Here is a 15064-nt window from a genome sequence, read left to right on the forward strand (position 1 = left end):
AAAGTTGGAGTTTTAATAGATTTTAAAAATACAAAAATCTCCCGCAGATTTAGCCGATTTAGGAGATAAAAAAATCTGCCTAATTTGCTAAATCTCCGAGAGAAAATATGCCTACAATTAATCTCGCAAAGTCGCAGAGTTGCAAAGTTTTAATTTAAAAATAATATTCAATAGCGTCCAGCTTTAGCTGGATGAAAATATAAACGCAATCAAAAAGGCTTTAGCCAAACTTTAAAGTTTGGCTAAAGCCTTTTTCTATTCAAATCTTATTCCCCTAGCTGAAGCTAGGGGCTATTCAAAAAAAACTTTGAAACTTTGTCCCTTTGAACCTTTGAACCTCAAAAAGAATTACTCTTTTATCTCAAAACCACTTTGCAAACCTTTATCAGAACTTCCTCCAACCATGATTTTAAAAGTTCCCGGTTCTACCAAATAAGTTCCTTCGTTATTATAAAAACCAAGTTCTTTATCCGTTAAAGTAAAAGTTACCGTTTTAGTTTCACCTTTTTTCAGGTTAATCAATTCAAAACCTTTTAGTTCTTTTATTGGGCGAACGATACTTGCATATTCATCGTGAATATACAATTGCACCACTTCTTTTCCGTCATAATTTCCTGAGTTGGTAACCTCAACGCTTACCTCAACTTTTTCTCCTTTTGCAAAAGATGTTTTATTTAGTTTCAGGTTTTTATAATCAAAAGTCGTGTAACTCAATCCAAAACCAAACGGAAACTGAGGCGTTTTTTCCACATCCATATAATGTGACCAAAAAACATTTTTATCACTGTCAATTGGTCTTCCTGTACTGTATTTGTTATAGTAAATTGGAACCTGACCTACATTTCTAGGAAACGACATTGGCAGTTTCCCACTTGGATTGTAATCTCCGTATAAAACCTGTGCAATCGCATTTCCTGCCTGTGTTCCTAAATGCCAAGCCTCAACAATTGCTGGAACATTTTCTGCCGCCCACGGAATACTCAACGGACGACCATTATTTAAAACCAAAACCACATTTGGATTTACCTTATAAATTTCTTCTAATAATTCCTGCTGCAAACCAGGCAGGTTTAAATCAGTACGGCTTCTTCCCTCACCGCTCTGGAAGCCGTATTCACCTAAAACCATTACCACAACATCGGCATTCTTTGCTGCTTTTTTAGCCGCTTCAAATCCGTTTTTGTCTGTTGTGTTAAAAACTGTTTCCGTTAAGAAAGTCGCTTTTTGTTTTAGTAAATCAACTCCTTTTTCAAAAGTCAGCTGATTGTCTTTGTATTGCTGCATTCCTTCTAAAACTGAAACAGCAGTATCATCAGAAGCCGCAATTCTCCAGCTTCCCAACGGACTGTTTTTATCATTCGCCAAAGCGCCAATCAAAGCGATATTCTGCCCTGATTTCTTTAGCGGAAGCAGATTCTTTTCGTTCTTCAATAAAACGATAGATTTCTTTGCCATATCCAAAACGCCTTCGTTATTGGCTTTACTTCCCACAACTTCTTTTTCGCGTTTTTCATCGCAATATCTGTACGGATCATCAAATAATCCCAATTCAAATTTCACACGCAAAATTCTGCGAACGGCATCATCTACCAAAGCTTCTTTTACTTTTCCAGATTTTACCAAATCAACCAGTTTTGCCACATACAAATAGGATTCCATATCCATATCAGAACCTGCGATTACCGCTTTTGCCGTTGCATCGGCTTCGTCTTTTGCATAGCCGTGTGCGATCATTTCGCGAATCGAAGCGTAATCAGAAATCACAAATCCGTCGAACTTCCATTTTCCTTTTAAAATATCTCTTTGCAAAAAAGCATTTCCCGTTGCAGGAACACCATTCAAAGTATTAAACGAATTCATAAACGTACGAACTCCAGCTTCAACCGTCGCTTCAAAAGGAGGCAGAACTGAATTGTACAATTTAGAATTACTAATATCAACGATGTTATATTCCAATCCCGCTTCAACATAGCCGTAAGCCGCAAAGTGTTTTGCACAAGCTGCAATCGTATTTACTTTTGCTAAATCTGCAACAGTTTCCCCTTGAAAACCTTTTACTCTGGCGTAACCCACTTTACTTCCTAAATACGGATCTTCTCCTGCGCCTTCCATTACACGTCCCCAGCGCGCATCATTTGCCACATCTACATTTGGCCCAAAAGTCCAGTTAATTCCAGATGCCGAAGCTTCATCTGCCGCAATTGCAGCCGACTTTTTAATCGCTTCTAAATCCCAGCTTGCCGCTTCTGCCAACGGAATCGGACTTAACGTTTTATAACCATGTATTACATCAAAACCAATAATCAGCGGAATTCCCAAACGGGTTTCTTCAACCGCAATTTTCTGCACGGCACGAACTTCTTTTACACTGCGAACCGTTAACATTGAGCCGACTAATCCTTTTCTTAAATGTTCGTATTTTAATTCAGCTGTTCCGCCTTTTGGAGCTGGTCCCGTTACGTCCCAAAAACCGTTATATTGGTTCATCTGCCCCACTTTCTCCTCCAAAGTCATCAAAGGCAAAAGCAAATCAATTCTTTGCTCAATAGTTTTATTTTTATCCAAATACGGCTTTTTTTGTGCATTCATATTTCCAACAGTAAACAGGGACAAAACCCCAATAATTATTATTTTTTTATTTTTCATGGTTAGTTAGTTTTTTTTAAAAGGTGCTAAGGTTCTAAGATTCTGAGGTTCTAAGCTTTTTCAAAACTTTGCGTCTTTGCGAGATTAAAATTATACGTTGTGGGCTTCAACTTCGCTCAGCCTGACAAAGCAAACAAAACATCTGTGTAAATCAGTTGAATCAGTAAAATCCGCGGGCAAAAAATCTAAAATCTAAAATCTACATTCTAAAATTCTGTCGTAAAACAAGAAGCCGGTAAATTCACCTTATTAAACAAATCTGACTGGATCGTATTTCCCCAGGCAAATCTCACCTTTACCGGATTCGATACTTTTTTACTTGTCAAAATCACCTCGTTATTTTTAATTGAAGCTTCGGCTGGATAAAAAACTCCATCAGCTGCCGCAACTTCAAATTGATTTGAAATTTTGTTTTTAAAATATAATCCGTCAGCGTAATCAAAAGAGACTGTCACTTTATTTTTATTTGTTTTAAAATCTTTAAAAAGTGGTCCGTTTACCAAATTTGAATTGACTTTATAAGTTTCAGCAAGAGCCAGATTTGCAAGACGAATTCCAACCGACTTTTTGTTTTTTGGATGAATATCAATCGTATCTGAAATGTCAGAAGTCAAAACCATTCCTGTTTTTGGAACTTCTTTTAAAATTTTTCTTTGAGAATTTCTAACCGTTACGTTCGAGAAATTATTTGTTCCGTTTTTATATGGTGCAATCTGAACAAAATAAAAAGGGAATTCATCATTCCAAGCTTTTCTCCATGAAGCAATCAAAGCCGAAAGCGTTTTATCGTAAACCAAAGAACCCACATTCGATTCGCCCTGATACCAGATTGTTCCAGCAATTTTAAACCCTGTAATTGGAGCAATCATAGCATTATAGGCACGTCCCGGCTGATGTGGTCCGTATTCTTGTTCATTTAACTTCTTAGCATTTTCTAATAAAACTGGATCATTTTGAACAACTTCTTCCGGCATCCAGATTTCGGCAGGAGTTCCGCCCCAGTTTGAAGAAATCAATCCAATTGGAACATTTTTTAAATCTTCGCGCAAACGTTTGGCAAAAAAATAACCAACGGCACTGAAATACTTCATGGTTTCCGGAGTCGATTCGACCCAATTTCCTAATACATTATTCTGCGGAGTTACGGCAGTAGATTTTGAAACTGTAAAAAATCGGATATTCGGATTTGCGGCATTTTTTACTTCTTCATCACCATTCTCGATTCCCCAGCTGGCCGACATTTCCATATTCGATTGTCCGGAACAAACCCAGACTTCTCCAATTAAAATGTTTTTAAGTACAACTTCATTATATCCTTTAATCGAAATTGTATAAGGTCCGCCCGCCTCAGCAGTTTTAATAGTAAGTTCCCATTTCGCCTGATTATTGGCAACGGTTTTATATTCCTGATTGTTCCAGCCCGAAACTAGTTTAATTTCTTCTTTTGGATTTGCCCAGCCCCAGATTTTAACTTCAGAATTGCGCTGTAAAACCATATTATCTCCAAAAATATTAGGAAGCGTAATATTTGCCTTTACTGAAACACAAATCATTAAAAAGAAAACAAATAGTAGATTATTTTTCATTTAAAAGCTTTTTTAAAAATGGTCCATATTCATCTGCCAGAACTTTATGATCGGCAACATCTGGATGACCTGTACACCCTTTTGGCGTCATAGGTTTGAATTTGAAAATCTGGATTGCTTTGTGTTTTTTATCTTCTGCAAAAGCATTTTTTACTTTTTTGAGGCACTCTTCAAAAACTACTGCTTTTTCGCCGTTAACCATTGGACTGTTTGTAATGACAATCTGTACATTCGGATTATGCTCGTACAGCATTTTTATAAAATTGATATAATTTGAAACATATTTAGCAGCATTAAAAGGCAGACGTTCCTTTTTGCCGTCTCCTCCCGAAAAATCATTTGTTCCTAAAGCAATACTGATAATATCAGGCTGAAAAGCAAAATCGTATTTAGGTTTTGAAGAATCTTTGGTTAAATATAAATTCGGATAAGCGTCCGGCATTATAACTTCATCTTTATTTTCGTCATTCCAGTTTCTGTACATTCCAATTCCCGAAACTGAACTCATCAAATATGCTGCTCCTATTTCTCTTGAAAGTGTTGGCCCATAAGCGTAATAACCATTATGGTGATCAAAATATTCGCCTTTATCACAAGGAACATCAGACGGATCGCTTGCGGCGCCGCAGGTAATAGAATCTCCAATGAATTCGATTTTCTTTTTCTTTTTAAAAGAAATTGCAGTAAGTTTTGCTGTTGTTCCGGCAAATAAAATACCACCGCTGTGCGCTTCTGTATTTTTATAAATTTCTAAACGATGTTCTTTTTTATTTGAAGTTACTTTTATTGGAAATGACTGTACTGCGCCTTTTTCAATTCTGATTTTTCCAATATATTTTCCGTCCAAAACCAACTGAACATAATTATGATGTTCATAAGAATCTACGCTTTGAAGTGAAATTGAACATTCGTTTCCTGTAAAATTAAAAGTTACAGAAGAAGCAGTTCCAATTAAAATGATGTTATCATTTTGAAGTTTATCTATTCGGCCTTCGTATAAAAAAGTTTTTGCTGAATTTTGAATTTGTGAGGTTGAAATAATTGAATTCAACAAAAACAAAATTAAAAGAGCTCTTTTTTTGAGAAACATAATTTATTTGTTAAAATATAAATGCAATTCACAAATATATTTCAAATACTGTTTCAAAAAAGATACTAAAACGTCAAAAAGCAATAAAAAAACACCACATAAACACATCATTTCATTTGTTAAAACTGTTAATTCTTACAATTAGTAACGAGGTATTCTTTTGATTTACAAAATTTAGAGTCTATCTTTATCGATTCAATATTTTCTTACTTACAAAAAAATGAGGTCATATCTTTTAACAGCTTTATTATCTATTACGCTATTTTCTTCTTTTACCATAAAAAAGAGCGAAAAGCAGACTTTAATTGATAATCGAAAAATTCAAACCGAAATCAATAGAGATTCTATCATCGAATATGCTAAAAAGTATTTAGATACGCCTTATAAATATGCCAGCAGTGATCCTAAAAAAGGATTTGACTGTTCTGGTTTTGTGAGTTATGTTTTTAAAAATTTTGGCATGAATCTGCCAAGAAGTTCCGGCAGTTACAAAAACTTAGGAACTGCCTTAAAACCTGAAGATTTTAAAGTTGGAGATATTTTAGTTTTTTACGGATATAAAGACAGAACAGTTATAGGCCATTTGGGAATCATCTGTGAAGCTGACGGAATGCATTCTAAATTCATTCATGCTTCATCAGGAAAAGCACAAAAAGTAACTATTACCGCATTAGACACAGAACATTATACCAAACGTTTTTATAAATGTATTAATGTTTTACCTGAATAATTTTCAGCCACAAATTAAACAGATTAACACAGAAATTTTATAATCTCTTAAATCCTTTAATCCGTGGCATTAGACAATAAACTTTTTTTGAAAATTTGGAATTTCAAAATTGGAGTTTAAATCTTTTTATTCTTCTGTCAATAATTTAAGCAGACTTTCATCTCTTTGATAAATGTCTTTATAAAAATTTAAATTGCCTTCGCGGTCTACCCATGCAGTAAAATATCCTATATAAACTGGGAATTTTTTCTTTATAGTGTACCAGCTTTCTTTTCCTGCATGCATGGCTTTATCAATTCGGGCTTCAGTCCATTTTGGATCTTCTTTTAAAATTTCTATTGCCAGTTCTCGAGGTTTTGCTACACGCACGCATCCGTGGCTAAAGGCTCTGCTTTCTCTCTCAAACAAACTTTTTGAAGGCGTATCGTGCAGATAAATATTACTTGAATTAGGAAATAAAAACTTTACAAGTCCTAAAGAATTGTTTTTTCCCGGAAGCTGACGAACTGCGCCATTGTTCCATTCAAGGTTTTTCTGAGCCAGATAGTTTTTATTTTTAGCCATTCCGGGTTTTATCTCCTTCGCAATAATACTTGGAGGCACATTCCAGTACGGACTGAAAACAATATTACTCATTGTTCCGCTGAAAATAACCGTTTTGGTCATCGCTTTTCCAACCACAACCGGAGAAGTAAATGCAATTTGTCTGTCGCGGATAAGATATAATTTGAATTCAGGAATATTTACTTCGATATACTGCTGTCCCTTTTCAAGTTCAGGATCAATCCATCGGCAGCGTTCCATATTGACAATAATGGTTTTAATACGGTCTGAAACCGGAATATTCAAATCGGTAATATGTTCTGGAAGAATCGTATTTTTTGGTGCAAAACCATGATGAAGTTCATAACTTTTTAATCCTTTTATTAAAGTAGAATCGCAGACTGCACTTTTATTGTCTTCTTCAATATCCTGAGTAATAAAAAGTCTTTCTCTTATTTGAGAAACAATTGGAGATGAATCACCAAGTTTTAAACCCTTATAAGTATCATCAATTTCAATAGTTTTCCAGCCTCCTTTTTTTTCTATTTCTCTATATCGTTTAAGAGCATCGCGCAGTTTGTAATACTGGCTGAACATTTTACTTTTCTTATCGTCGTTTATAGTCGATTTTTCAAAAATAGAATCAGAGAAAACCTGATAATTTAGTTTTTTTCTCGGCAGAAGCCATTCTAATGAAATCGAAGTTTTTTCGTCAAATCCTCTGTATACTTTTTCAGCATAGTAGAAATACAAATTTGTAATCATTAAATCTGTATTGACTTTTGAAAGTTTATTATCAGCATTTCCTTCAAAAACAGCGTTGATTTCTTTGTACGGAAAATTTGCTTTTAACCCTTCGTTTTCTAATCCTTTGTATTTATTAAACAAAGTATTTCCAAACTCCACTACACCTTTATTATCAAGCCATAGTTGTGTCGCGTTTTTCTTTTTATATAAGGATTTAACCTGCTCTTCAAAATTTTTCAATTTCGGGTAAGTCTCATAAAAACTTGCAATAGCTGTTGTATCTATCGTAAGCCTGAGTTCAGGCACAACTGCTTTTTCTTTCTTTTGATTTTCTTCTTTTTTATCTCCTTTACAGGAAACTGCTAAAAACAGAAACACAAAAGCGATAAATGAACACCAAATTTTCATACTATTTTTTTTGATAAAAGTAGAAAAGTTTTAATAAAAACAAAGCTCCTCAAAAAATAAAAAAACATTAAATTAAGACAAAAAAAAAGCTCCAAATGCATTACACATTTGGAGCTGCCACGATATAACCAACCTATTTAAAACTTTTTAGATAACTGTACCTTTTAGAGTAAGGATTTTTGGAGCAGTTTCGGCACTAGTTGTTACTGTAACTGTTTTTGTAAAAGCACCTTTGTTTGCTGCATTGTAAGTTGCTGTAACCTTTGCAGATTTTCCTGGTAAAATTGGTTCTTTGGTGTAATCTGTTGCTGTACAACCGCATGAACCCTGAACTTGTGTAATTACTACAGAAGTTTTTCCTGTATTTTTAAATTCATAAACAATCGCTTTTGGAGTTCCCTGCGGAATTTGTCCAACATCAATTGTTTCGGCTTTCCAAACAATTGTTGAAGCTGTTGTTCCTTCAATTTCTTTTTCATTTACAATTGACTTTACCGGAGCAATTGCCGAAAAAGACATTAGCCCTAAAGCCAAAGCAAGCATTGAGATTTTGATGATTTTCATAGTTAAATATATTAAATGGTTTAAAGTTCGATTTTCATATTACAAAGGTAATTCAGACAAAATCGAATCGCTGTTAACCGCTTTCAAATGTTTGTTAACGACTTGTTAATCGCTTTTTTTAAGTATATTTTTGATTAATATTACACTTTCTAAAGTCTGTTTTCTTGAAAATAAATAAACTCAATAGTATTATAGTTCTAGGACTTGTCGCCATAATAAGTATTTTGGTGGCACAATTGCTTTGGACTAAAGAAGCTTTTACGATTGAACAAAAAAAGCTGAGTCAAAAAGCGCATATTGCACTTCTGGAAGTTGCAAAAAAATTATATGAAGGAACCAATCATGAGCTTCCGGCACAAAATCCTGTGCAAAAAATTGCCAACGATTATTATATCGTAAATGTCGACAATGAGTTTGAGCCTGATATTCTGGAATTTTATCTCCTGACTGAATTCAAAAAAATGAATATCACGACAGATTTTGAATACGCTATGTACAATTGCCAGAGCGACGAAATGATTTATGGTGATTACATTTCTTTATCGCACAAAAAAAAATCTGAGTGTAAAAAAACCGTCTATTTTCCTAAACATAAAAATCTGGTTTATTATTTCGCAGTTCGTTTTCCTAACGAAACCACTTATTTATTCAGTTCAATGCGGTTTTGGTTTATTCTTTCGATTGCTTTAATCTTGATTTTATTGATTTACGTTTATTCGATTTTTACTCTTTTACAGCAAAAAAAATATTCAGAATTACAGCGTGATTTTATTAATAATATGACGCATGAGTTTAAAACTCCTTTGTCTTCTATTTTAATTGCTTCAAAATATTTAAGCGAACAAAGCCCGATTAAAGATGATAAGAAACTGTACACTTATACAGAAATCATTATTAATCAAAGCCACAAACTAAATCATCATGTAGAAAAAATTCTAAACGTTGCCAAATCAGATCATACTCCGTTAGAATTAAAAAAAGAAAGTGTTATAATTGTTCCGATAATCGAAGAAGCTATCGAAAATATCCAGTTAAAATGCCCTGACGCTGTTATTCAAATTGAAAGTGCATCTAAAGAATATATATTAGAAACTGATGTTTTTCATTTTGCTAATTTGATTTACAACCTTTTAGACAATGCGATAAAATACTGCAATAAAAAACCTGAAATTACAATTAGAATCTCAGAAGAAAATTCGACTTTAAAATTAGAATTTATTGATAACGGAATTGGTATTTCTTCTAAAAAAATATCCTTTATATTTGATAAATTTTATCGCGTTCAAAACGAAAAGAGCAATGAAGTAAATGGTTTTGGACTTGGATTATACTATGTTAAAGAAATCTGCAGCCTGCAGAACTGGAAAATAAAAGCTGAAAATAATTCTGAAAACGGAGTTACTATAACTTTGTTAATTCCTTATAAAAAATGAAAAACTTCAAAATACTTTACACAGAAGACGATGAAACTCTGGCATTTTTAACCAAAGATAATCTGGAACAGAATAATTATGAAGTTATTCACTGCACCAATGGAAAATCTGGTTTGGAAACGTTTAAAAATGAAGATTTTGATATTTGCATTTTTGACATCATGATGCCAAAAATGGACGGTTTTGAACTGGCCGAAGAAGTAAGAAAAATTGATAATGATGTACCTATTATTTTTCTTTCGGCTAAAACCTTAAAAGAAGACCGCATAAAAGGGCTTCGTCTTGGCGCCGATGATTATTTAGTAAAGCCTTTCAGCATTGAAGAATTAATTTTAAAGATTGAAATTTTCCTGAAACGTTCGCAGAAAAACAATAAAGTAGAAAAATCTGTATATGAAATTGGGAAATATCAGTTTGATACCAAAAATTTTATTCTTTTTAATGAAGAAGAAAAAGTGGGCCTTACACAACGTGAAGCTGAGTTACTGAAACTTTTTATAGACAATAAAAATCTGGTTTTAAAAAGAGAACAAATTTTAACTGCACTTTGGGGTACAGATGATTATTTTATGGGAAGAAGCCTTGATGTTTTTATTTCGCGCCTGCGTAAAATTTTAGCCAATGAAAAAGGTATTTCGATTGAAAACCTGCACGGAATTGGGTTTCGTTTTTCTATTGAATAAATAATAACAATTCTGTTAAAAATAAAGAAAAATCTGTAAAACAATTTTCAAAAAACTTTGTATTTTTAAGTTCTAATTTTCCCAGATATGAAAATACATCATTTGCGAAATGCCACATTGGTTATTGAAACAGAAGAGCATGTTATTCTGGTTGATCCAATGTTAGGAAAAAGAAAAACAATTGCACCTTTCACAATTTTTCGTTACAAACCTAAGAGGAATCCGCTGGTAGCTTTGCCAAAAAACAGCAGAGAAATTTTGAGCAGAGTAACTCACTGCCTGATAACACATTTACACCCAGATCATATTGATAAAGCGGGCGAAGTATTTTTGCGAAGAAAAAGTATTCCGGTTATCTGCAGTGCAAAAGATGAAAAATCTCTTTCATTAAGAGGTCTTAATATTATGCAGACTTTAAATTACTGGGAACCTCAGCCTTTTTTAGGAGGAAGAATTATTGGTATTCCTGCTCTTCACGGCTACGGTTTTATAGCAAAATTAATGGGAAATGTAATGGGTTTTTATGTTGAGCTTACCAACGAAAAGTCAATTTATATAAGTTCAGATACTATTTTTACTGATGATGTGCAAAAAGCATTGATAGAATTAAAACCAGACATTGCAACCGTTGCCTGCGGTACTGCCAGATTAGACATTGGACAGCCATTGTTAATGCGTATGAATGATATTTTGAAATTTGCGGCTCTTGCACCCGGAAAAGTTTTTGCAAATCATCTGGAAGCTCTAAATCACTGTCCTACAACACGCGAAGAATTGAGAAGAGCTTTGACAGAAAATAATCTTTTATATAAAACGGCAATTCCAAGTGACGGAACCAGCGTTGAATATTTATAAAACTAGGAGTCCAAATTCTCGCAGTGTATTTACAGGTTTAGAATACCAAAACAATTCAAAATCGTCCAGCGAAGTTTCAAAATCATTTTTCACTTCCTGAAAAGTGTAGTTTTTTGCATTAGAAATTGAAATTTTAGATAAAATTGATGTCAGCCATTCGCCTTCTTCCTTGCTCGTTTGAACGGTAAAACTTTCTTTTTTATCATGAAAAGTCAGGGACATCATTTCCCAGCTTCTTCCTTTTTTCGATTTTGTAAAAAGCTCTGCAAAAGGTTTTCCGCCAAGCCAGACTACTTTTGCATTTGGTTTAGTATTAAAATCATTTTGTTCTTCGAGTGCATTAAAAATAAAATCAGGATGGATTTTCGTTTTTGGAATTTTAAAGTCAAACCAGTCTTGTAATTCATAATCAAAACAAATTCCGTGCATGAAATTAAAAAGCGATTTCTTTAATCCGAAACTAAATTTATCGTGATTGATTCCTGTTGAATCTGTATATTCAATATCATTATTGGCAAAAGTGCCTATTAGTTCTGTTTTTTTAGTCACACCAAATTGTTCGGGATACAACCCAACCGGACTATGAGCTGTCAAAGCAAACTGATGCCAAAATCCTGACTGCAAAACTCCTGCCTCAAATAACTGACGAACCATTTCGAGACTGTCAATTGTTTCCTGAATGGTTTGTGTTGGATATCCGTACATTAAATACGCATGAACCATAATTCCCGCTTCGGTAAAGTTTCTTGTTACTTTGGCAACCTGTTCTACCGTTACACCTTTATCAATTAATTTCAACAATCGGTCTGAAGCAACTTCTAAACCACCTGAAACGGCAATACAGCCAGAAGCTTTCAGCAACAAACACAAATCTTTTGAAAAACTTTTCTCGAAACGAATATTAGTCCACCAAGTTACAGCCAGTTTTCTTTTTAAAATTTCCAGCGCCAAAGCACGCATCAATGCCGGCGGTGCCGCTTCATCAACAAAATGAAATCCGTTTTGTCCTGTCTGTTCTATTAATTCTTCCATTCGATCGCAAAGCAGACTTGCCGCAACTGGCTCGTAAACTTTTATATAATCTAAGGAAATATCACAAAAAGTACATTTTCCCCAATAACAGCCGTGCGCCATCGTAAGTTTATTCCAACGCCCGTCACTCCACATTCTATGCATTGGATTTACAATTTCAATAACCGAAATGTATTTATCCAAAGGCAGATCAGAATAATCAGGCGTTCCAACCTGAGATTGTTTGTAATCGTGTTTTAAAGAATTATTTTTATAAACTACTTCCCCGTTTTCTAATAAAAATGTTCTTTTATAACGCTTCTCTTCATTTGACTCCTCTCGGGATGACAAATTATCAACAAGTTCTTCAATTGGAACTTCGCCATCATCTAAAGTAATAAAATCGAAAAACTCAAAAACACGTTTGTCTGAAAGTGAACGCAGTTCAGTATTTGGAAAACCGCCTCCCATTGAAATTTTAATTTCGGGATGATTTTGTTTTACCCATTGTGCAGATCGGAATGCGCTGTATAAATTCCCAGGAAAAGGAACAGAAATTAAGAAAAAAGTTGGTTTTACATCTTCTATTTTCTTTTTCAAAATAGAAATTAAAATCGAATCAATATACGTTGGTTCTTTTTGAAGCTCGTTATATAATTCATCAAACGAATTGGCACTTCGTCCTAAACGTTCGGCATATCGGCTGAAACCAAAATTTTCATCGACACATTCTACAATAAAATCCGAAATATCTTCGAGATATAAAGTAGCCAGGTGTTTTGCCTTATCCTGAGTTCCCATTGTTCCAAAAGCCCAATCGAGTTCTTCCAGCTGTGCAAAACGAGAAGCTTCCGGCAGGAAATCTTCCTGACAAATCTGCAATGCCAAAGTTGGATTTTTTCCCTGCAGAAACTGAATTACAGAATCGATTGTTTTGATGTATTCGTCTTGTAGAGCAAAAATTCTTTTAGAATTATCTGAAATTTCAGCGTTCAAAACTTCAAACTTGAAACCTGAAACCTGAAACAAATCATAAAGTCCTTTTTTCGAAAACAATTCTAAAATAACATCAATACCCAAATCTGCCTGAACCGATTCGATATTTTTAGTATTCAGGAAACCTTTTATATACGCCGTTGCCGGATACGGAGTATTCAGTTGTGTAAATGGAGGCGTAATTACAAAAAGTTTCGTTTTCAAAGGGATTTATTTTTTTGCAAAAATACGAGTTCTTTAGAGACTTTTATGGTAAAGATTTTAAAGTGGTTCTAAGTTTAATTTTTTTTATTAAAAAATCCGCAGTCCTGATAATTTTCAAGATTGCGGATTTTATCTAAATCTTTAAAAAATTTAAAACTTATGTTCGTCTTTACTTATTACTAAAAATGAAATTAGAGAAATAAGCGCCGCAGTAACTAAATAGAATCCTACATAGCTCACATCGTATTTCTTTGCCAGCCAAATAGCAATCATAGGCGCAAAAGCCGCCCCCAGAATTCCTGCCATATTAAAAGTTAAAGATGCACCAGAATAACGAACGTTTGTTGGAAACAACTCTGACAAAAACGTTCCTAAAGGTCCATAAGTAAAGCCCATTAAAGCCATTCCTATACAGGCAAAAGTTGTTACTAAGGCAATATTTCCTGTGCTTAAAAAGAATGAAAAGAAAAATCCAAAAACAGCAATTGCAGCCGTAGCCAGAATAAGCATTTTACGACGTCCTATTTTATCTGCCACAACAGCCGAAACCGGAATAAAAATGGCAAAAAACAATACTGAGAATAACTGAATTAATAATCCGTCTCTTTTAACAATTCCTAAGTCTGAAGTTGCCCAGCTCAATGTAAACACAGTCATTAAATAAAAAACCAGGAAAGTTGTAATTGCTGCAAACGTTCCAAAAATCAATTGGTTTTTATACGATTTTACTAATTCTAAAAAAGGAACTTTTACTTCCTCTTCATGTTTTTTAGCATTTTCAAAAGAAGGTGTTTCTGTAATTTTTGTTCGAATATAAAATCCCACGATTACCAAAAGCGCGCTGGCAATAAACGGAATTCTCCAGCCGTAATCCATAAAATCTTCATTGCTCATGGAATCAGTCAATAATAAAAAAGTCCCGCCCGAAAGCAATAATCCAATTGGAGCACCCAATTGCGGGAACATTCCGTACCAGGCACGTTTGTGCGGCGGTGCATTTTCTATTGCCAATAAAACGGCTCCGCCCCATTCTCCTCCTAAACCAACGCCTTGCCCGAATCGGCAGAGCATTAATAACAAAGGAGCAGCAACACCAATACTGGCATAACTTGGCAAGAAACCTATTGTTACGGTCGAAATACCCATTGTTAATAAGGCAGCAACCAAAGTAAATTTACGCCCGATTTTATCGCCGTAATGTCCAAAAAAAGCTGAACCTAACGGACGAGACAAAAACGCTATTGAAAAAGTAGCTAACGATTCCAGAGTCGCCATAGTCGAATCTGAACCCGGAAAAAATAATTGCGGGAAAACCAATACTGCAGCATTGGCATAAATATAAAAGTCAAAAAATTCAATTGTAGTTCCAATTAAAGAACCAAAAAGAACATGTTTTAATGAGTTCTTCTTTTTCGGGTTAGTTTCCATGTAAAATAGATATATCTTTTTTTTGGTTACAAAAATATAGTTTCATTATTAATATTTCACGTTTCGAACAATTAGTTTCAAAACACTTCTGTATTTTTAACAAATTTGATATATTTTACATTTTAAAGAACATTAATTTA

At 34.1% G+C, this 15064-nt stretch carries 11 protein-coding genes; 4 read left to right on the forward strand and 7 right to left on the reverse strand.

Annotated features, from left to right (window positions below; genetic code table 11):
- Window positions 1-348: 348 nt before the first annotated feature.
- From bglX to PQ462_RS18510, 3 genes are all read right to left on the reverse strand, one after another.
- Window positions 349-2646: a beta-glucosidase BglX gene (gene bglX / locus PQ462_RS18500; RefSeq protein WP_274251115.1), complete on the reverse strand. Its 2298-nt coding sequence runs from the start codon at window positions 2644-2646 to the stop codon at window positions 349-351.
- 206 nt (window positions 2647-2852) lie between these two features.
- Window positions 2853-4232 carry a sialate O-acetylesterase gene (locus tag PQ462_RS18505; RefSeq protein WP_274251116.1) on the reverse strand — a complete coding sequence of 460 codons (1380 nt, stop codon included), beginning with the start codon at window positions 4230-4232 and terminating at the stop codon, window positions 2853-2855.
- Window positions 4222-5283 carry an SGNH/GDSL hydrolase family protein gene (locus tag PQ462_RS18510; RefSeq protein ID WP_274251117.1) on the reverse strand — a complete coding sequence of 354 codons (1062 nt, stop codon included), beginning with the start codon at window positions 5281-5283 and terminating at the stop codon, window positions 4222-4224. Before PQ462_RS18510 ends, PQ462_RS18505 begins: the two co-directional genes overlap by 11 nt.
- A 259-nt stretch (window positions 5284-5542) precedes the next feature.
- Between PQ462_RS18510 and PQ462_RS18515 the strand changes: the two genes are divergently transcribed.
- Entirely contained in the window at window positions 5543-6052 is a 510-nt protein-coding gene (locus PQ462_RS18515; protein WP_274251118.1) for a C40 family peptidase, read from the forward strand.
- A 126-nt stretch (window positions 6053-6178) separates the two neighbouring features.
- Here PQ462_RS18515 and PQ462_RS18520 read toward each other — a convergent pair whose 3' ends face one another.
- Together PQ462_RS18520 and PQ462_RS18525 are read right to left on the reverse strand one after the other, a co-directional pair.
- Window positions 6179-7750: a L,D-transpeptidase family protein gene (locus tag PQ462_RS18520; RefSeq protein WP_274251119.1), complete on the reverse strand. Its 1572-nt coding sequence runs from the start codon at window positions 7748-7750 to the stop codon at window positions 6179-6181.
- Between the two features lie 147 nt (window positions 7751-7897).
- Complete coding sequence (locus tag PQ462_RS18525; RefSeq protein WP_274251120.1) at window positions 7898-8314, reverse strand: DUF1573 domain-containing protein; 417 nt, start codon at window positions 8312-8314, stop codon at window positions 7898-7900.
- 164 nt (window positions 8315-8478) lie between these two features.
- Here PQ462_RS18525 and PQ462_RS18530 point away from each other — a divergent pair, with 164 nt between their 5' ends.
- From PQ462_RS18530 to PQ462_RS18540, 3 genes are all read left to right on the forward strand, one after another.
- Window positions 8479-9747, forward strand: coding sequence for a sensor histidine kinase (locus PQ462_RS18530; protein ID WP_274251121.1), 1269 nt, complete (start codon window positions 8479-8481; stop codon window positions 9745-9747).
- Window positions 9744-10430 (forward strand): response regulator transcription factor, encoded by a 687-nt coding sequence (locus PQ462_RS18535; protein ID WP_274251122.1) that lies wholly within the window; start codon window positions 9744-9746, stop codon window positions 10428-10430. The genes PQ462_RS18530 and PQ462_RS18535 overlap by 4 nt, the downstream gene beginning before the upstream one ends.
- A gap of 87 nt (window positions 10431-10517) precedes the next feature.
- Complete coding sequence (locus tag PQ462_RS18540; protein ID WP_274251123.1) at window positions 10518-11285, forward strand: MBL fold metallo-hydrolase; 768 nt, start codon at window positions 10518-10520, stop codon at window positions 11283-11285.
- Here the strand turns inward: PQ462_RS18540 and PQ462_RS18545 are convergent.
- Window positions 11280-13496, reverse strand: coding sequence for a B12-binding domain-containing radical SAM protein (locus tag PQ462_RS18545; RefSeq protein WP_274251124.1), 2217 nt, complete (start codon window positions 13494-13496; stop codon window positions 11280-11282). The two genes, PQ462_RS18540 and PQ462_RS18545, sit on opposite strands and share 6 nt — an antisense overlap.
- A 150-nt stretch (window positions 13497-13646) precedes the next feature.
- Window positions 13647-14924 (reverse strand): MFS transporter, encoded by a 1278-nt coding sequence (locus PQ462_RS18550; RefSeq protein ID WP_012026938.1) that lies wholly within the window; start codon window positions 14922-14924, stop codon window positions 13647-13649.
- Window positions 14925-15064 lie beyond the last annotated feature (140 nt).

The sequence above is a fragment of the Flavobacterium sp. KACC 22758 genome, from assembly GCF_028736135.1.
Taxonomy (GTDB): Bacteria; Bacteroidota; Bacteroidia; order Flavobacteriales; family Flavobacteriaceae; genus Flavobacterium; species Flavobacterium johnsoniae.